Here is a 20,267-nt window from a genome sequence, read left to right on the forward strand (position 1 = left end):
AGGGAGCAAGCATCGTGCTTTAGTATCCACCCGAAAAGAAACGTAGTCGGATGCCGTTGTTTCTCTCCCCGCGCAGGCGTGCCTCAATCGTTCAGGCGCTGCTCTGCAGCCTCATGCTCATCGTGGTATGGGCCGCCACCTCGCCCCCAGATGCACAGGCGCAGCTTGCTCCAGATCGTGACCTGCGTGTGGAAAACCAGATTCCGTTTGAGCAGGTCATGTCGTACAACGAAGTGTGCGGCATCGAGAACGACCCCCGTAACATGGAGACCTTTTTGGTGTCCGACACGGTCGTGCCGAAAAATGAGCAGGCCAACATCACGGTAAACTACGGGGCAGGCTTCACCCCCCAGGCGCAAGAGGCCTTCCAGCGCGCCATCGATGTCTGGCGGACACACATCAGCACCCCCGTTGAGATTCGCATCGACGCCTCGTATCAGAGCCAGGATGCGAACACGCTCGCCTCGGCCGGGCCTCGCTTCCTGTACGAACTGACGGACAACAACAATAATAGCTTCATCATTGGGGATGCGCTGGCCGATGCGCTGCTGGGGAGCGATCAAAACCCTGGCGAGCCCGACATCATCGTAAACGTAAACAGCGGGCGCAACGACTGGCACTTTGGTGAAAATGAGCCCGGTCCCGCTGAAATCGACTTTACCAGCGTCATCTTACATGAAATTGGGCACGGTCTTAACTTCCTGAACCTGGGCGGCGTTGAGAACGGCGAAGGCTCGCTGGGCATCGAACAACTGCCCGGCGTGCCTGGCATTCTGTCAACAGGCATCGTACACGAAGACCCACCTGGTACGTTTAACTCGGTCCTCAACGAATCCCTCTACCCGAATCCCTCGACCGCGCTTGGTGATGCGCTCGCCAGCAACGCGCTCTTCTTTACCGGAGAAACCACCGATCTGGCCGCTCAAACCAGCACTGGCCCGGTGCCTGCCCAGTTGTACGCGCCAAACCCGTATCAGGGCGGGTCCAGCATCGCTCACTTCGACGAATCCGCGTACCCCGCAGGCGACCCCAACGCGCTTATGACGCCGCAAGTCGGCTTTAACGAGGTGGCGCGTGTGCCCGGCCCCAATATGTGCGGTCTGCTGGCCGACCTGGGATGGACGCTCAACGAGGGCTGCCTGCAGTCGGTTGGGTCCACGGTCTTTGCCTTTCAAGCCGCAGCACGCTCCGAATCGGGCAATGCTACGCTGTCGTGGAATACCGGCCCCGATGCCAGCGAAATCGACGAGTACATCATCACCACCCGCCGCTTCGGCGAAGCCTTTGGCGAGGAGCGCCTGACCGCCGGATCAGCCGGGTCGCGGGTTGTCTTCCCGGTAGAGGACCTGCCGATGGGCCGCTACACGTTTGAGTTGAGCTGGATACGCAACGACGGGACCCCCTCTGATGTCACGATCACCACCGGTCCTGTCGAAATCAATGCCTACAACATTGCTGCTGCGGTAGAGGGAGCGCCGAACAGTCAGGGCCGCGCGCCGGTCGCTGTAAACTGGCAGCTTCCCCCCGACGCCTCCAACTTTCGCTTTGAGGTAGAGCGGGCAGCAGGCGTAGGTCGCGATAATGCCGAGTTTGAGGTCATCTCGGACATGCCCATGAGCGGTACAGACGCACAGTTTCAGAACCAGGCCGCAGGCCAGTATCTCTATCGCATTCGCGCCACCGACGACGCAGGAAACGTCCTGTTTAGCGAGCCCGTTGAGGCCGAAATTCCGTTCGACGCCCCCGTGGTCTTTACCGAAGCCTACCCGAATCCGACCAGCGGCCCCTTTCGCTTCGACGTCACGGCCGAGTCGGCGCAGTCGGTCGATGTAGAGGTCTACAACACCATCGGCCAGCGCGTCTACAGCAACCGCGTGGGCCTGCGCGAAGACGTGGCACGCACCGTCACGATCGACGGTAGCCGGTGGGCCAGCGGCACCTACTTCGTGCGCATTAGCGGCGGCGACTTCACGGAAACGCGCCGCGTAGCGCTGGTCCGCTAATCACACGGCGTCACGTACATATCAAACCAAAAAGCACCGCTACGCTTGCGCGTGACGGTGCTTTTCGTTGTAGTATGCTGGAGGGAAGCACAGGCCCGAGGCACGCCTGCGGCAGTCCCATCCGGATAGTCTGTTAATCCGTCGCTTGCCCATTAGCAGACGGCGCCGCGGCAGCATCGGGCGCTTCGTCGTCGGCTTCGTCGCCGTCCGCGTTGGTGGTCTCCGCGTCATCAGCCTCTGCGTCCTCCAGGTCGTCAAGCGCCACCCGCGTCACATCCGCAATGGTGTCATCCTTCTTCAGGTTGATGACGCGCACGCCCTGCGTGTTGCGGCCCATGGTGCTGATCTCGTCGACACTCGTGCGAATCATAATGCCGTTCTCCGTAATCACCATCAGGTCCTGCTCGTCGTGCACGCCTTTGATGGCAGCCAGCGGCCCCGTACGCTTCGTCTTGTTGAGCGTGATGAGGCCCTTACCGCCGCGTCCCTGCACGCGATAGCGGTCCAGCTCAGTGCGTTTGCCGTAGCCCTTGGCCGAGAGCGTAAACACATCGGGAGCCGAGTCCTGATCGGGATCCACCGAGATCATGCCCACAAGCGTTTCGTCCGTGCCAAGGCGTATGCCGCGCACGCCGCGCGTGTTACGTCCGGTGTCGCGCACATCGCCTTCGTGGAAGTGCACCGCGTTGCCGCCCGACGACGCCACGACGACCGTGTTTTCACCACCGGTAAGCGCCGCCTCGATGAGTGCATCGTCGTCGTCAATCGAGATCGCGATGATCCCGTTCGAGCGTGGACGGCTAAACGCTTCCAGCACGGTCTTCTTGACCTGCCCGTTGCGCGTAGCCATCAGCACGTAATGGCTGTTCAGGAAGTCCTCGTCTTCGAAGTCCTCTTTGCTGACGGAGAGCACCGCGCGAATCCGGTCGTCGGGGGCAATTTCGATGAGGTTGCGGATGGAGCGCCCTTTGGCGGTGCGGCTGCCTTCGGGGATTTCGAAGACGCGGAGCCAGTAGCATTGGCCGTGATCGGTAAAGAAGAGCAGCATGTCGTGCGAATGCGTCACGAACAGGTGCTCAATGTAGTCGTCGTCGCGGGTGCCGCTGGCGCGGAGTCCTACGCCGCCACGGCCCTGGGCGCGGTACGTATCCACGCTGGTCCGTTTGGTGAGCCCCTGGTGCGTAACGGTAACCACCACGTGCTCGCGCTCAATCAGGTCTTCGATGATGATGTCGCCGCCGCCGGTGTAGTCGATCTCGGTGCGGCGCTCGTCGTCAAAGGAGTCCTTGACATCCAGCAGCTCGCTGCGCACCAGCGCCATCCGCTCGCTGCGGTCGTTCAGGATGGTATGCAGGCGCTTGATCTCCTCCATGATGTCGCGGTACTCGCCCACGATCTTCTCGCGTTCGAGTCCGGTCAGCCGGCTCAGGCGCAGGCGCAAGATGGCATTGGCCTGCTCTTCGGTGAGCCAGGCCTGCGGCGGCGCTTGTGGCGTCAGGTTGTCGTAGCCCTCGCCCAAAAGGCGTGAGGCAATAGAAGTGTCTTCTTCGCGGTCAATGGGATGCGCAGCGGGCAAGCCCAATTCGTCGAGCTCCTCGCGGGTCAGTGGATCGGGATAGCGCCCCGCAATCAGATTTTCGCGGGCATCGGCGGTATCGGGCGAGTGGCGGATGATCGCAATGACGGCGTCGAGGTTGTCGAGCGCACGCGTCAGGCCCTCCAGCACATGCGAGCGCTGCTGCGCCTTGTCGAGGTCGTACTCGGTGCGCCGCTTTACAATGGTGTGGCGGTGCTCCACATAATGGTGCACAGCCTCTTGCAGGTTCAGCACACGCGGACGCCCATTCACGAGCGCCACCATGTTTACACCAAAGGTGTCTTGCAGGCGCGAGTGCTTGTAGAGCTGGTTCTTAACAACGAGCGGCACCGCATCCTGCTTCAGCTCCACGACAACGCGCATGCCGTCGCGGTCGCTCTCGTCGCGCAGGTCTGAGATGCCCTCGATGCGCTCGTCGCGCACGCGCTTCGCAATGCGCTCAATGAGCGTGCTCTTGTTGACCTGATACGGAATCTCCGTAATGACCAGCGCCATGCGGCCTTTGCGGATCTCCTCCTCGTGCATCTTGGCCCGCATAATGACGCGTCCGCGCCCGGTGTGGTAGGCCTCGTACACGCCCGCGTATCCATAGATAATACCGCCGGTGGGGAAGTCCGGCGCGGGCAGATGCTCCATCAACCCGTCGATATCGATCTCGGGGTTGTCGATGTAAGCCACCACGGCGTCGATCGCTTCGCCCAGGTTGTGGGGCGGAATCTTCGTCGCCATGCCCACCGCAATGCCGTCGGCCCCGTTCACGAGCATGTTCGGGAACGCCGCAGGGAGCACGGTCGGCTCGTCGAGGGTGCCGTCGAAGTTCTCCTGCGTAGAAACGGTCTCCTTCTTGATGTCGTCGAGCATGCGCTCGGCGATCTTGACCATGCGCGCCTCGGTGTACCGCATGGCTGCTGCCGAGTCGCCATCAACCGAGCCAAAGTTGCCCTGGCCGTCTACGAGCGGGTAGCGCATCGAAAAGTGCTGCGCCATGCGCACCAGCGTGTCGTAGACCGATGAGTCGCCGTGCGGATGGTACTTTCCGAGCACCTCCCCTACGATACGGGCGCACTTCTTGTAGTTGGCGCCGGCGGTAAGCCCGAGCTCATGCATGCCGTACAGCACGCGCCGGTGCACGGGCTTCAGACCGTCGCGCACGTCGGGCAAGGCACGGCTCACAATGACCGACATCGAATAGTCGATGTAGGAGGACTTCATCTCCTCCTCGATCTGGATGGGGATGATGCGGCTGTCGTCGGTTTCCATACTCCAGTAGCCTGTATACTCGTCTCAAAAAGAAAAGGCCTGCCGCCCCATTGCAAGCACGATGAACGCACTCTAAACGGGCGTGTATGGCAAGCACAGCAATATACAGACCGTGTAGCGAAATAGCTACCTTTGGGCACGGGGGAATGGCATCCATGCAAGGTCTTAGGGGTTCTTCATGCACGCGAGCGAAGTGCGCGCTGTCGTGCACACATACATCATAGAGCCACAACACGCTGAAATATGAGTTGGATTCGAAGTACGCTGCTCGTTACCTTGCTGGGGATGCTGGGCACTGCGGCCCTGCACATTCCCAACGTCCCTGCTGCTATGCCCGACACCGGCTCCTCCGCCCCGCATCGTCCCGATACGGTCCGCACGCCTGCCGGACTCGATGTGCAAGGCCATCGCGGCGCGCGTGGACGGCGGCCCGAGAATACGTGGCCTGCGTTTCAGTATGCACTCGAACAGGGCGTACCTACGCTGGAGCTGGATGTCGTCATCAGTGCCGATGGGCAAGTTGTCGTATCCCACGAGCCGTGGATGAACGCAGCAATCTGCACGGCCCCCGATGGCACGCCTATTCCCGAAGGCACGGCGCAGCAGCACAATCTGTACCGCATGACATACGAGGAGATTGCCGCGTACGACTGCGGACAGCGGCAGCATCCAGCATTTCCTGAGCAAGAGCCCGAACCTGCAGCCAAGCCACTGCTGCATGATGTGATTGCACGTGCCGAAGCGTTTGTGCAAGACACCGGGCGGGAACCAGTGTTTTACAACATCGAAACGAAAAGCCGTCCGGCATGGGAGGGGCGCTTTCACCCGTCGCCCGATGTGTTTGCGCAGCATCTGATTGACGTGATTGAGGATGCCGAGGTATCCCCCCGAACCACGGTGCAGTCATTCGACCCGCGCACATTGCGCTACACCCGAGAGGCCGTTCCGGGCCTTCGGCTGGCACTGCTCGTTGCGCAAGAAGGCGATGCCGGACTTGCTGAAAACCTAACAACGTTGGGCTTTGTACCCCATATCTACAGTCCCGATTACCAACTGGTCGACGCGGCCCTCGTTACAGCCGCTCACACCCGCGGTATGCAGGTTATTCCGTGGACGGTCAACGACCTGACAGTCATGCGCCGTCTTGTGAATTGGGGGGGGGATGGATTCATCACGGACTACCCGGACCGCGCCATGCGACTGCGTAGCGAGTAGATACGCAGGCCTTCACAGCATGCCACAGGTCGACCCGTCGTACAGCGATGCGGTGTGTGAATGAAACGAAGCGAAACAATCGCTTCATAGAGTGGGTGGATTTCGCGTACGCTTCCTACATTCCTGTAGAATCAAGAGCGTACTTTTTTGCAGAAGCTCCTGCTGTTATGCCTGTGTCGCGTCGTGCCATTCAAATTGCCATTGGTCTGGGCCTGGTAAGCGTGGGGCTACTGGCAGGCATTCTGTTCATGCTCGTAACAGCGCCCGAGCCGTTGGGGCCCGACCGGCAGCTGCGTCCGCGCATCGAGTTGGGCGGGAATACAGTCGCCCTCCCGCGGGCCTCTGCCAACGATAGCGCAGCGACGCCCGTTGCCGACCCCAGTCTACGCGACCTCAATGGGGCGTTTCGGCGCGTGGCTGAGCGCGTGCGGCCTACGGTCGTGTTCATTCAGATTGAGTCGCAGCGCAGTGAAGAGCGTACGTTTCAGTTCGATGGCGACATGGAGCGCTTCATGCCGCCGCGCATGCGGCAGAGCGTAGGTAGTGGGGTCATTCTGAGTGCAGAGGGGCACATCGTAACCAACCAGCATGTGGTTGAGCAGGCGCAAGCCATTCGCGTAACGCTGCCCGACAAACGACAGTATGAGGCGCGCGTCATTGGCACCGACCCGTCTACCGACCTTGCCGTTATCAAGGTGGATGCCGACGAGCCGCTTCCCACCGCTCCGCTGGGCAATTCCGACAACCTGCGGGTGGGCGATTGGGTGGTGGCCGTGGGCAATCCGTTCCGCCTGACCTCGACCGTAACCGCAGGCATCGTAAGCGCGCTGGGCCGCCAGGTCGACATTATTGATGACACGTTTAGCATCGAAGACTTTATTCAGACGGATGCGGCGATCAATCCGGGCAACTCGGGCGGGGCGCTCGTGAACCTGAACGGCGAGCTTGTGGGCATCAACACCGCCATTGCCACGGAGAGCGGATCGTACGAAGGCTACGGCTTTGCCGTGCCCACGCAGCTGATGCAGCGTGTGGTAACGGATCTGATTGAGTTTGGTGAGGTGCAGCGCGGCTACCTGGGCGTGAGCATCGAAGAGGTCGACGCCGAGCGCGCTGAGCGCCTTCGCATGGACCGCATTCAAGGGGTGTACGTGGGCACTGTACGGCCCGGCGGAGCTGCCGACCTCGCGGGGTTGCAGAACGGCGATGTAGTGCTCGCCATCGACGGGCGGCCCATCAACGCGCCGAATACGCTGCAAAGTGCGGTGGCGCAGCGCCGTCCCGGCGAGAGCATGGAACTGCGCATCTGGCGCGACGGCGCCATGCAAACGAAACGTGTTAACCTGATGGGCCGCGACGCAATGGCCTACCAGGAGTGGATGGCTGATCTTGAAGGTCCAGCCGATAGCACGAATCGCCCTCCCGATGCACCCGGCCCTACGAATCCGCCTTCCTCTCCGCCCGAATCCGATGCTACGACGAATTTACCCGCCTGGGGCATCGGGCTGCGCGCGCTGAGCGACACACACCGCACTGCGTTCGGCGTTGACGAAGGTGCTTACGTGGTGTTTGTCGAAAACGGAGGCCGCGCTCACACGGCGGGGCTCGTGCGCGATGTGGTCCTCACGCATGTCGCAGATGAACCCGTGGCCGATGCTGCCGATGCCCAACGCCGCTTTGAGAGCAGCACGTCAGATCGTGTGCTGGTGCGCACGCAGCGTCGCGACGGCACCGGCGCCTTCTACGAAATTGAACGACCCTAACCCGCATCTCATCTGTAAAGAGAGATGCAAACAGGTCCCGCGAATACACCGGGGCCGTCCCCATTTTTCTGCTGATTGGTCCCACCCCCATGATCCGATACCTTACCGCTGGCGAGTCGCACGGCGAAGCGCTCATTGGCATTGTCGAAGGCATGCCCGCCCATATCCCTCTGGCCCCTGCCGACATCAACGAGCATCTGGCGCGCCGCTGGCTTGGTTATGGACGCGGCGGACGCTCTAAAATCGAGAATGACAAGGTGCATATCTACTCAGGCATCCGGTTCGAGAAAACGCTGGGCAGTCCCATTGCCATGCGCATCGACAACGGCGCCTACAAAAAAGATAAAGCGGGCTGGCCCCAGAAGATGGCCATCGAAGGAGATGGTGAAGGCGTTGAACCGGTTACGCTTCCTCGCCCCGGACATGCCGATCTGGCCGGGATGCAGAAGTACAATTTTGACGACATGCGTCCCGTCATCGACCGCAGCAGCGCCCGCGAAACGGCCATGCGCGTAGCGTGCTGCTCGGTGGCGCGTGCGCTGCTGCGCCGCCTGGGTATTGAGGTGGGTAGCCACGTAACGCGCATCGGCGAGGTGGGCTGGGATGGCCCCGACGCCTGGTACGACCGCGTCGAATTGCTCATTGAAGGCGACGGCAGCGCTCGCGCTGTCTACGAGCAGGCCGACGACAGCGCCACTCGTATGCTCGACGACGCTATGACCGAGCGGTGCATCGAGCACATCGAAGAGGCTAAAGCCAACCGCGATTCGCTCGGCGGCACCTACGAGGTCATTGCCACCGGCGTGCCGCCCGGCTTAGGCTCATACGTGCACTGGGACCGCCGCCTTGACGGACGTCTTGCGCAGGCCATCTGCTCTATCCAGGCGCAGAAAGCCGCCGAAATCGGCGATGGCGTGCGCAGCGCAGGCCGTCCGGGCTCTAAGGTGCACGATCCCATTCTGCCGGGCGAAGGCGACGAGTATCCGCGCCGCACGAACCGCGCGGGCGGGCTCGAAGGCGGTACCACAAACGGGATGCCCATTGTGGTGCGCGGCTACATGAAGCCCATACCCACGCTCATTAAACCACTCGACTCGGTCGACACCGCCACGGGCGAAGCACAACCCACGCGCTATGAGCGTAGCGATATTACGAGCGTGCCCGCTGCCTCGACCGTGGCCGAGGCCACGGTGGCATGGACGCTTGCCGAGGCGCTGCTCGAAAAATACGGGGGCGACACCTTCGACGATCTCAAAGCGCACATTGAACATGATCGTGCCGCACGGGGGCAGTAAGCCATACGGCGCATTGACCGAACAGCGCATTCCCTATCATGTAATGCAGGAGACAGGCAAGGAGGAGCCACGCTACGTGGGAACGAGAAAGACACGGGCAGGTGGAGAAGAAAGGCACGCCTCAGCATACATGCCCCCAGCAGCGCCCCGCGCCGAGTTGCTTCTAACGGACGCCCCCTGTATCTTACATAAGGCGTGTAACACTTGCAATCATTGCGTTACATCTTCCGAGTCGGCTTATCATCCCCCACAGTTGGCATGTGGCTGTTTGCTATACTCGACGCAGCAGCCGTTGCGCGGTGTGTACACGGGACGCGTTTCCCGGCTTACCATGCCCCTGCATGCCCACAGGCGTGCGGACTGCACCTGTAGTCTTCAGCCGAGGCGGTAGCGAGCCGGTCTGCCGCAGCGTTTTGTGTGAATGAAAGCAGCTTTTCCACATAAGGAAATGTACGCTGCAGAAGAAGCACCTCCCGATGCCGAAACCGGCGATGCTGTGGCCCACGAAAATACTCATAGATAGACTCCTGCAAGCCGCCTGATTTAGCGCTGTAGAGTCTCCTTTTGCTTGTACATGCCCATGATGATGCATAGCTCCTTCTCGTCATGCATCGCCGCGATGCCAGCCCCCATTGTTCTGGTGGATGCAGAAGGCCACATTCATGCCGAGAGTGAGGGGTGGACCCGTGCGTTTCGGTCGCTGGCGCCGCAAGCCGATGCCGCGGCCCCGCTATTTGACCTGATCGACGATGCCGAGGGAGCCTGGCATGACCTTATTACGCGATGCCTGCGCGAGAACCGCACGTTACGCGGCACCCAGCGGCGCATCATCTTCGTGGGAGCCGGTCCGCGCTGGGTCGACTGGACGATGCGCCCGATGCAGCCCGCCGATGAGGTCGAGGCGCCGCCCGAGCGGGCCATGCTCTACATGACCGATCGTACCAGCGAGCGCCACACCGACCGCTTACGTCAACAGGTCGAAGCCCGGTTCGATACGTTGCTCGACACCATCCAGGAAGGCGCGCTGCTCATGGACAGCGATGGCGTCTTTCGCGACTGTAACGACACCGTGCCCGAAATCTTTGGGCGCCCGCGCTCTGAAATCATCGGCTCGCGCTTTAGCGATGACAAGTGGAACGGCCTGCGATCCGACGGCACGCCGCTGGCTAACACCGAGTTTCCGTTCTGGGTCGCGTACTACGAGCGTAAGCCCGTAATGGGCAAGGTTATGGGCATCTACCCGCCCGATGCCCCGCCCCGTTGGATCCGCGTGAATGCACGCCCGCTCTTTGAACTCGACGAAGCCGATCCGTACGGTGTGTTTGTCTGCTTTGAGGATATTACCAACGAGCAGCTCAAAGACGAAGCGTTGCAAACGTCGCGCGATGTCCTCTCCAGCGTGCTGACCAGCTCGCTCGACGGGATTCTGGTGTGGACCGCCCTGCGCGATACGCGGGGTACGATCGTCGACTTCGAGTGCGTACTGGTGAATCCACAAGGCGAAAAGCTGCTCAAGGTATCTACCGAAGAAATGGTGGGCGCACAGATGCTGGAGCTGCTCCCCGAGCACGCCGACCAAGGACTGTTCGAGGCGTTTGTGGATGTGGTGCGCACCGGCCAGCCGTACGAAGACGAACTGCGTCTGGCGGATACGGAGGGCGGGATGACATGGTGCCAGGTGATGGCCGTGAAGATAGAGGATGGTATCGCCGTTACCCTGCGCGACGTGTCAGAGCGCCGCGAGGCTGCGCAGGCCATGTCCGTCGCCAATGAAAAGCTGGAACAGCGCAACCGCGCCCTGCGCGACTTTGCGTACATTGCCTCGCACGACTTGCAAGAACCGCTGCGCAAGATCAGCGCGTTTTCGAACCTGGTGATACAGGACTACGGCGACAAGGTCGACGAGACAGGACGCCACTACTTGGAGCGCATGGAAGACGCATCGCGCCGCATGTCGCAGCTCATCTCAGACCTGCTTGTATACTCGCGGATCACCACACGGGCACGCCCCTTCGAAGATGTTGATCTGAACGCGGTTGTCAATAACGTACTCAACGACTTGAGCATGCGCATCGACGACGTAGAGGGAACTGTACGTGTTGACGACATGCCCACCATTGAGGCCGATGCCACGCAGATCCGTCAGCTCTTGCAAAACCTGATCGGGAATGCACTCAAGTTTCATCGGCCTGAGGTCCCGCCCGAAATTGACGTGACCACGGCAGTCGTTAGCCTCGATGCGCTCGACAGAAATGTCCCTGTACAGGCCAACTGCACCGAGGTGTGCCGGGTGCGCGTAGCCGATAACGGGATCGGCTTTGAATCAAAATACACAGACCGTATCTTTACACCGTTCCAGCGCTTGCACGGGCGTAGCGAGTACGAAGGAACGGGGATGGGGCTTGCCATTTGCCGACGTATTGTGGAGCGCCACGGCGGCAGCATTGCCGTGCAGAGCGTGCCCAATGAAGGCACGACGTTTACTGTGTGGCTCCCCGTACGCCGAACGCCTTCTTCTAACGACGCGCCTCCGGCGCCTACTCAGCATGACCAATCCACGACAGAGACGATCCTGGATGAGTGACGAAAGTATTCGTATCCTGTTGGCCGAGGACGACCCCGATGACCGGCTCTTGACGCGCCAAGCATTAAAGCGAAGCCGCCTGGCCAACACGATCTCAATGGTCGAAGACGGCGAAGAGCTGATGCAGTATCTGCGTCACGAAGGGCCGTACAGCGACCCCGAGGATGCCCCGCGTCCTGGCCTTATTCTGCTCGACCTGAACATGCCTCGCATGGACGGGCGCGAGGCGCTGAAGCTCATTAAGTCGGATCCGACCCTGCGCCGCATCCCCATTATTGTGCTTACAACCTCGGAGGCTGAGCAAGACATTTTGCAAAGCTACGATCTGGGCGTGAACGCCTTTGTGACCAAGCCCGTTACGTTCGACGGACTCGCTGATGCCATTCAGGCACTGGGCGACTTCTGGTTCGAAATCGTGAAGCTTCCCCCGCAGTACGAAGAAACCGAATGATGACCACCACAGAGGTGATTGATGTACTCCTCGTTGAAGACGATGAGGACGACTACGTCATCACAAAGGCACTGCTGTCGCGAGCCGAAAGCATCGAGTGCAACCTGGACTGGGCGGCCAGCTACGACGAGGGGCTCAATGCCATCTTGTCGAGCGAGTATGACGCGTGCCTGGTTGACTACCGGCTGGGAGCCCACACCGGGCTCGACCTGCTGCATGCCGTCAATGAACAGGGGGGCCGTACCCCGATCATTCTGCTGACAGGCCAGGGCGACCTGGAGATCGACCTCACGGCAATGGCAGCAGGGGCGGCCGACTATCTTTCGAAAGAGGAGATCGACGCGCCGCTTCTGGAGCGCTCGATCCGATATGCTGTGGAGCGTGCCCATGCCGATCAGCGCATCCGCGAGCAAGCCGCCCTGCTCGACAAAGCGCGTGACGCCATCATCGCGTACGACATGGACGGCACGGTCGTCTATTGGAATAAAAGCGCCGAGCGCCTCACGGGCTGGTCGGCTGAGGAGATGCTTGGAGAGGCCGCCCGCGAGCGCCTCTACACCGAAGAACAGCGCGAAAAGCTGGAGGAATGCTTCGCAACCATCGAAGAGAAAGGCGAGTGGACGGGCGAGCTGCGCCAGCAGACCAAAGACGGCGACGAACTCGTTGTGGAAAGCCGCTGGACGCTCGTGCGTGACAATGCAGGGAAGCCGTCGTCGGTGCTTGTTATCAACACCGATATTACCGAGCGTAAGCAACTGGAGATGCAGTTTCTGCGCTCGCAGCGCATGGAAAGCATCGGGCGCCTGGTGGGAGGCATTGCGCACGATTTGGGCAACCTGCTCGTGCCTATTCTGCTCGGGGTAAAGGTGCTGCAGCAGCGCTTCGACGACAACGGCCAAGTCGAACGCACCCTCTCAATGATCCAGAAGAGCGCCGAGCGCGGCTCCGACATGGTCGACCAGGTGCTCGCGTTCGCCCGCGGCGTTGATGGCGAGCGCGTTACCCTCGATCCGGGAGCCATCATCGACGAGGTCGACAAGATCATCCAGGAGACCTTTCCCGATCGCATCACAGTAGACACGGAGGTCGACGGTACCCTCGACACCATCGTGGGCGATGCCACGCAGATCCAACAGGTGCTCATGAATCTGAGCGTGAACGCCCGCGACGCCATGCCCGACGGCGGCACCCTCGCTATCGAAGCAGAAAACGTTGACCTGTCCGAGTCAGACGCCCGCCGCAACATCGACGCCGAGCCGGGGCCGTACGTACGCATTACCGTGTCGGATACCGGCACCGGTATCCCTGACGACGCGCTCGACAAGATCTTCGAGCCATTCTTCTCCACAAAGCCCGAGGGCGAAGGCACCGGGCTGGGCCTCTCCACCGCCTACAGCATTGTAAAGAGCCACGACGGCTTCATCGATGTGCGTAGCGAAGAGAACAAAGGCACCACGTTTCGCATCTTTCTACCTGTGACCATTGCCGAGAATGGGGAAGCCGAGTCGGCCCCCGATTCGGGCGATGCACACGGACAGGGCGAGGTGGTACTCATTGTCGACGACGAAGAGTTCATCCGCGATACCGCGCAGCAGACCCTTGAAAGCGCAGGCTACCGCGCCATTGTGGCTGCCGACGGCGAAGAGGCGCTGGAGCTGATGGAGGACTACAGTGATGCGGTTGATGTGGTCATCACCGACCTGCGTATGCCCAACATGAATGGCCACGAACTCATCGATGTGCTGCACGAGCAGTATCCTGCGCTGCCTATCATTGCGGCAAGCGGGGCCTCAGACAGCGAAGCCGATGGCCCCCTCGAGTCGGGGGCGCGCAAGTTCTTGCCCAAGCCCTTCACCGCTGAGAAGCTCTACGCCGCTCTGCACGAGGTGCTACACACGTCCACAAAAGTCGGGTAGGCAGCACGCTGCCCGTGCATCTACAGGCTGCGAAAAATTAAGGGGGGATACGCAGGCATGTGCCCCGATCCTCGTTCGCATGCATCTCCTACAGGGCCGGGTTATTGCAACATTTGGACGCTTTACCGCGCGGCTGGGCGAACTGCACAAAACAGCCTGCCGTTTCGCATGATGTAACCGTTCTTCGCGTCCCACAGGGGCGCACCCTGCTGATCCCATAGCCCCGCCTGAGTATGTCCTGGATGAACCGCCTCGTGCATCGTGACGATGCCGCGATCAACACCTCCACTCAACCCATTTCGCCGGGCCCCAACGCCCCCCACGCCGTCGTTATTGGCGCAGGGCTGGGCGGACTCGCTTCGGCCATTCGTTTGGGCGCGCGCGGCTACCGCGTAACGCTCTTGGACCGCCTCGACCAGCCGGGCGGACGGGCCCGCGTCTTCAAGCAAGACGGCTTTACGTTTGATGCGGGGCCCACCGTGGTTACCGCGCCCTTCCTGTTTGAGGAGCTCTGGTCGCTCTGCGGAAAATCTCTGGAGGATGATGTGGAGCTCGTGCCCGTCGATCCGTTCTACCGCATCCGCTTTCACGACGGCACGCACTTCGACTACTCGGGCGACTCCGACACCATGGAGCGCGAAATCCGCAAGTTTAACCCGTCCGATGTCGACGGCTACCGGCGCTTCCTGGAGAAGAGCGAGGAGATCTTCGAGATCGGCTTTGAGGAGCTGGGCCACGTGCCGTTCCACAACTTGAGCGATATGCTCAAGATCGTGCCCGCGATGATGAAGCTGGAGAGCCATCGCACCGTGTACAGCCTCGTCTCCAAGTATGTGGAGCACCCGAAAGTGCGCAAGGTGCTTTCCTTTCATCCGCTGCTTGTGGGCGGCAATCCGTTCAGCACCACCTCCATCTATACGCTCATCGCGTTTTTGGAGCGCAAGTGGGGCGTGTGGTATGCCATGGGCGGCACCGGATCGCTCGTGAGCGGCATGTCGAACCTGATCGACGGCCTCGACGGCACCACGCAGCGCTACAACGCCGATGTGGAGCAGATTCTGGTGGATGGCGGACGCGCCAGCGGCGTGCGCCTGAGCAATGGCGAAGTTATCGACGCCGACATCGTCGTGTCGAATGCTGATGTGGGATACACCTACCGCCACATGATCCACCCGTCGGATCGCAAAACGTGGACCGACGAGCGCGTGGAGAACATGAAGTACTCCATGAGCCTGTTCGTCTGGTACTTCGGCACCGACCGGCAGTACGACGACATTGAGCACCACACCATTTTGATGGGCGAGCGCTACAAGAGCCTGCTCGACGACATCTTCAACAAGCAGGAGCTGGCCGACGACTTCAGCCTCTACCTGCATCGTCCCACCAAAACCGACCCGTCGATGGCACCCGACGGCCACGATGCCTTCTACGTGCTCAGTCCGGTGCCGCACCTCGACAGCGGCGTGGACTGGCGCGTGCAGGCCGAGCCGTACCGGCAGTCGGTCGAAGACTACCTGGCCGAAACGGTCATGCCCGACCTGGGCGAGCACCTCGTGACCTCCCGCATGCTCACGCCGCGCGAGTTTCAGATGGAGTACAAGAGCCTGAAGGGCGCGGCCTTCAGTGTAGAGCCGGTGCTGCAGCAGAGCGCCTGGTTCCGTCCGCACAACGAAAGCGAAGATGTGGATCATCTGTACTTCGCGGGCGCGGGTACGCATCCCGGAGCAGGCATGCCCGGCGTGCTCTCCACCGCGCGCGTGCTCGACAGCATCGTGCCCGACCCCGGTGCGCTGCGCCCCGTGCATCCGAAGAAAACGTCGGCGGTCGCGTAGCCGAACATAAGCGTGTTATCGACAACGTTCCTCGTGCCGTCGCAGCGTGTGCTGTGGCGGCACGTGTCGTTGGTTCACCAATACGCTCCAACATTCTCGGTTTCATCTTTTTCAGAGGCGGAGAAGGAAGACAAAGCGCACTGGCTGTCGAGAACGCCTCAAGAGCGTTGCGTCGCCTTAGAACAAAGCCGCCAGATCAACTATGCTTACGATCCAGTTTCCGACCGAATTCAGCGAACTGTTGAGGTTGCTGAACGCCCATGACGTGAATAAGAACCTGTTTGGGTTTTGGTTTGACGGCGAGAGCGAGGGCCGCTGAGGCGAAAATTGGACCCCAATCGAGGTTCGTAGCCGGGGCTACGGGCCGAGATTAGGGACAATTTGCAGTCCAGCGGAGCCGCTCGGAGCCCAAAGTAAAAAATCAAAACAGGTTCCAAGTGCACTACCCACATAAAAAATGCCCCGACAGTTGATAAGACTTCGGGGCGTGACTACGGTACGGGACCGCTTAATAAATCCCAGAACCGTAGCTGTGAAGGTCCACGAGCTACGCGGCTCAGGGTTCCAACTATCACTGTGGGGACGCCTCGGCACGACGTACCATCAGCCCGTCAACAACTCCGTCCGCACAACGAGAGCGAAGACATCGCCCCCCTGTACTTCGCCAGCGCAGGGACGCATCTCAGAGCAGGTATGCCCGGCGTGCTCTTGCCGGTGAGCTTTGATCGCTATGCAGAGCAGGGATACGGGTCATCTTAAGAAACACAGGTGTAACCCCTATGTTAAGATCATCGACATTTTTGTTCTCGCCAAGTTCAGGAAAGGATCTGCGATTTTCTTCCAAGTCGGTAACCATCAAGATCGTACACGCTATGATAGGTCGCTATGGTACTTATTTCCTGCTCCCTCTCATTTTTATTTTCTTCACTGGGTGCGATCTTTTCGGCTCTGCGGAAAAGAGTTCGAGGATTGAAATTCGATCCGAGAAGAATCAGTATCAGGTTGATCAGGAGGCTGATTTTTCTGTTACGAATGAGTCGGACGAATCACTCTTCGTGCAATTCTGCGGGCCGTACTTAATTTCCGGGATCCAGCGTTATGATGAGTCTTGGAAATCGCACGATGGCACAATTTGTCCAGCCATTTACGAAATCGGATTCGAGTCCGTTGCCGAACCGGGAGAGACATTTCGCTTCTCCAATAGCATATCAGAGCAAGGGAAGTACCGAGGGAAACTTACATACCGGATCGGTCTGGAGGGAGAAAATCAAACCGGCTACTCCAGTACGTTTACCGTCAAAGAATAGTGCGCCCCAGTCATCAAGCCTGCATAACCCCTATTGCAGCCGACGACGGGCTTGTGCTGTTTTCGGAAATTGGTTTCCCCATACTGCTATGGCTACTGTTCAAACCAAACAAGATCTGGGGCGCATTGGTCTATTCGGCTCCTTGCAGCAAGGCGAGTCCGCCCCCGAAAGTGATGTGGACCTTCTGATTGAGTTTGTGTCAGGAGAAGAGTCCGTTGACAGCTTCATGGCCATCTCGTTACCGTATGTCTCAACCTGACCGCTCGATGCCTTCGATGGGGCGCATTCTCGGTTTGAGCGCTATACACTTCGCTGCGCAATTCGTTGTCCTTGTGCTCGACTTCGCTGCCGTAATGCGCAGGTTTGACGCGCCAGATCCAGCAGCTCCACGCTCCTTCTACGAGGGCGTTGTTGAGGCATCGTGGACGGTTATGTCGCTACCGATCGCCCGTCCCCTACTGGAGATGTGGTCACCGGGCGCAATCGGATTTCCTCTGAGCGCACTGCCATTCATACTAAATAGTTTAGTTTGGGGCGTGGCACTTGCATTCTGCTGGCACTGGTGGGACGGAGGGCGGAAAGAAAATGAAGCTGACGGTGCAGCACAACAGTGAGTTGCCGTTGACCGTAGGCCGTTCCCCACTCACCCCGCCCACCCGGGCAACGTCCCCAACTCAATGCCCAGCACGAGCGGACCCAGCGTGTAGGTGACGAGCGCAATCAGCACCACGAAGAGCAGGTTGAGCAGGATGCCCGCGCGGGCCATCTGCGGGATGCTTACGTCGCCGCTGCCAAAGACGATGGCGTTCGGTGGGGTGGCCACCGGGAGCATAAACGCGCTGCTTGCCGCCAGCGCCACCGGCACCGCCAGCAAGAACGGATTCTCGCCAATGCCTACGGCCACCGACGCCATAATCGGCAGAAAGGCCGCCGCCGTGGCCGTATTGCTCGTGATTTCAGTGAGTCCGATGATCGCGGTGGTGACGAGCACGACCACGAGCAGCAGCGGCCAGCTACCAATAACGCCCAGCGCCTCGCCGAGCCACGTGGCCAGTCCGGTCGATTCGATCGCTTGCGCCAGCGAGAGGCCGCCGCCAAACAGAATGAGCACGCCCCAGGGGAGCTCCTCCGCCGACTCCCAGTCGAGCACGAAGGTGCCCGTGCGCCAGTCCGCAGGCAGCACAAAGAGAATTAAACCGCCCGCCATTGCGATCCCCGCATCCGTAAGGCCGGGCACCCACGCCTCCAGCAGAGGGCGGGTCATCCACAGGAGCGCCACGCTGCTAAATACAGCAGCAACCATCCGCTCCGGGTGGGTCATGGAGCCGAGCTCCGCCAGGCGGCGCTGCACCAGATCTTTGCCTCCGGCAATCGCCTTCGCATCCACCCGAAACAGGATGCGCGTTAGCAGTACGTAGGTCAGCGGCAGGCCCACGGCAACGAGGGGGAGCCCAATGCCCATCCATTGCGCAAAGCCGATGTCGATGCCGTACGATTCGTTCATGAAGCCCGCCAGCAGCGCATTGGGGGGCGTGCCAATGAGTGTGCCCATGCCGCCAATGTTGCAGGCGTAGGCAATGGCCAGCATCAGTACGACCGCGAAGGTGTCGACCTGCTCCTGCGATGCGTCTTTGCCCGACCGCGCCAGCGCTACCATCGACACGCCAATAGGCAGCATCATCATGGCGGTGGCCGTGTTGCTGATCCACATGCTGAGGAACGCGCACGCCGCCATGAATCCGCCCACAAGCGCCTGCGGACCGCTGCCGACCTGGGCGATGATGCGCAGTGCAATGCGCCGGTGCAAATCCCAGCGTTGCATCGCAATGGCAATCAGGAAGCCGCCCAAAAACAAGAAGATGAGCGGATTGGCGTAGGGCGTGGTTGCATCGCTCACAGAGCCGATGCCGAGCAGCGGAAAGAGCACTACGGGTACAAGTGCCGTAGCGGGAATGGGCAGGGCCTCGGTGATCCACCAAAGGGCCATGAGCAGCGCTACCCCCGCGGTGCGCCATCCGGCAGGGTCGAGTGTGCCAGGGGCAGGCAGCCAAAGGATCAGCGCCAGGGCCCCCGGTCCGGCCACCAGTCCCGCACGCTGCCGCCACGCGTACGAATCGGGGCCAGAAGAAGCGGAATCAGCATCAGGCATACGGGACGAGCATCGGGTGTGAAGAGCGTATGCGCTTGTATGATGGAGCGCTCTGGGCGTTGCAGGGAGCCATGTCTTTTAGGGAGGGATACGAAGCCCGGTGCTCGCCCCAGCATCGCACTCAGCTTCGAGGGATCGTGCCTGAACAATTACCCGCGTTTCGGAGGCGGAGCTACGCCTTCGCTCCGATGCTGGATCACGAAGTGCGGGCTGGGGTTCACGACGCCGTGCGTGTGCTTTTTCAGCTACATTAACGATTGTATACCATGCCCAATCGCACCCAAGGCCAGGTCGAAGCGGCTGTTACTGAAGCGATTACGAAGTTCGAGCGCGAGTATCTGGGACGCGGACCCAAAGAGGCGCGCACGTTTGTCGTTGAAAATATGGTGGTGGTGCAACTGCAAGGCATCTTGAGTCCCGCCGAGCGGCAGCTCAGCCACGAAAACGGCGGCGTGGAGCTTATCAAGCAGATGCGCACGCGGCTCATCGAAAGCTCCAGCGATGAGTTGCGCGCCCTGGTCGAAGAGGAAACCGGCGTTGAGGTGGTGAGCCTGCACACCGACATCAGCGCCCGCACGGGCGAGCGCATCTTCGTGTTCAGCCTCGATGGAAATCTGGAAGCAACCTTCGACTGACGCGTGAAGTTCATGTAAGTCCCTAAGGTGGACTTGCATGGATCGTGTCCACCCGTTAACGTTGACATCGGTGTGGAGGCAAAGCGCCCCTGGGGCGAGTTGCGTCTGCACGTTACATATTTTGTAGGCCCAAGCCGCGCACAGGCTCTCTGCGAGCAGGTGCAACGATTGCACGCCGACTTTCAGCACTGCTCTCGTGGTGTTGCAGGTCGGCTTTTTGCGTTGGGCCTATGCCACGTTTCGCCCTAACGAACAGACTC

Annotated in this window: 13 protein-coding genes; 11 read left to right on the plus strand and 2 right to left on the minus strand. The window is 60.5% G+C overall.

Features of this window, described 5'->3' with window-relative positions:
* Positions 1 to 113 precede the first annotated feature (113 nt).
* A complete protein-coding gene (locus CRI93_RS06940) occupies positions 114 to 2,003 on the plus strand; it encodes a T9SS type A sorting domain-containing protein (RefSeq protein WP_176521749.1) in 1,890 nt (629 codons plus the stop codon).
* Positions 2,004 to 2,136: 133 nt separating this feature from the next.
* Here CRI93_RS06940 and gyrA read toward each other — a convergent pair whose 3' ends face one another.
* On the minus strand, positions 2,137 to 4,860 hold the full coding sequence (gene gyrA / locus CRI93_RS06945; protein WP_098061900.1) for a DNA gyrase subunit A: 2,724 nt from the start codon (positions 4,858 to 4,860) through the stop codon (positions 2,137 to 2,139).
* Positions 4,861 to 5,103: 243 nt separating this feature from the next.
* Here gyrA and CRI93_RS06950 point away from each other — a divergent pair, with 243 nt between their 5' ends.
* From CRI93_RS06950 to CRI93_RS15115, 9 genes are all read left to right on the plus strand, one after another.
* Positions 5,104 to 6,075 carry a glycerophosphodiester phosphodiesterase gene (locus tag CRI93_RS06950; protein ID WP_245850379.1) on the plus strand — a complete coding sequence of 324 codons (972 nt, stop codon included), beginning with the start codon at positions 5,104 to 5,106 and terminating at the stop codon, positions 6,073 to 6,075.
* 167 nt (positions 6,076 to 6,242) lie between these two features.
* Positions 6,243 to 7,838: a trypsin-like peptidase domain-containing protein gene (locus tag CRI93_RS06955; protein WP_098061902.1), complete on the plus strand. Its 1,596-nt coding sequence runs from the start codon at positions 6,243 to 6,245 to the stop codon at positions 7,836 to 7,838.
* Between the two features lie 92 nt (positions 7,839 to 7,930).
* Entirely contained in the window at positions 7,931 to 9,133 is a 1,203-nt protein-coding gene (gene aroC, locus CRI93_RS06960) for a chorismate synthase (RefSeq protein ID WP_176521760.1), read from the plus strand.
* Between the two features lie 619 nt (positions 9,134 to 9,752).
* On the plus strand, positions 9,753 to 11,717 hold the full coding sequence (locus CRI93_RS06965) for a PAS domain-containing sensor histidine kinase (RefSeq protein WP_176521750.1): 1,965 nt from the start codon (positions 9,753 to 9,755) through the stop codon (positions 11,715 to 11,717).
* Positions 11,710 to 12,168: a response regulator gene (locus CRI93_RS06970; RefSeq protein WP_098061905.1), complete on the plus strand. Its 459-nt coding sequence runs from the start codon at positions 11,710 to 11,712 to the stop codon at positions 12,166 to 12,168. The genes CRI93_RS06965 and CRI93_RS06970 overlap by 8 nt, the downstream gene beginning before the upstream one ends.
* Positions 12,165 to 14,084: a hybrid sensor histidine kinase/response regulator gene (locus tag CRI93_RS06975; RefSeq protein WP_245850381.1), complete on the plus strand. Its 1,920-nt coding sequence runs from the start codon at positions 12,165 to 12,167 to the stop codon at positions 14,082 to 14,084. The genes CRI93_RS06970 and CRI93_RS06975 overlap by 4 nt, the downstream gene beginning before the upstream one ends.
* 242 nt (positions 14,085 to 14,326) lie before the next feature.
* Positions 14,327 to 15,916 carry a phytoene desaturase gene (locus CRI93_RS06980; protein ID WP_425436970.1) on the plus strand — a complete coding sequence of 530 codons (1,590 nt, stop codon included), beginning with the start codon at positions 14,327 to 14,329 and terminating at the stop codon, positions 15,914 to 15,916.
* Positions 15,917 to 16,788: 872 nt separating this feature from the next.
* Positions 16,789 to 17,223 (plus strand): hypothetical protein, encoded by a 435-nt coding sequence (locus CRI93_RS06985; RefSeq protein ID WP_098061908.1) that lies wholly within the window; start codon positions 16,789 to 16,791, stop codon positions 17,221 to 17,223.
* 88 nt (positions 17,224 to 17,311) lie between these two features.
* Positions 17,312 to 17,482: a nucleotidyltransferase domain-containing protein gene (locus tag CRI93_RS15115; RefSeq protein WP_141491605.1), complete on the plus strand. Its 171-nt coding sequence runs from the start codon at positions 17,312 to 17,314 to the stop codon at positions 17,480 to 17,482.
* Between the two features lie 384 nt (positions 17,483 to 17,866).
* Here the strand turns inward: CRI93_RS15115 and CRI93_RS06995 are convergent, their stop codons facing one another.
* The gene (locus CRI93_RS06995) at positions 17,867 to 19,372 is read right to left on the minus strand and encodes an SLC13 family permease (RefSeq protein WP_098061910.1); all 1,506 of its coding nucleotides are present in this window, start codon (positions 19,370 to 19,372) and stop codon (positions 17,867 to 17,869) included.
* Between the two features lie 266 nt (positions 19,373 to 19,638).
* On the opposite strand from CRI93_RS06995, the gene CRI93_RS07000 reads away from it, so the two are divergent.
* A complete protein-coding gene (locus CRI93_RS07000; RefSeq protein WP_098061911.1) occupies positions 19,639 to 20,007 on the plus strand; it encodes a Na-translocating system protein MpsC family protein in 369 nt (122 codons plus the stop codon).
* Positions 20,008 to 20,267 lie beyond the last annotated feature (260 nt).

The sequence above is a fragment of the Longimonas halophila genome (assembly GCF_002554705.1).
Lineage (GTDB): Bacteria > Bacteroidota > Rhodothermia > Rhodothermales > Salinibacteraceae > Longimonas > Longimonas halophila.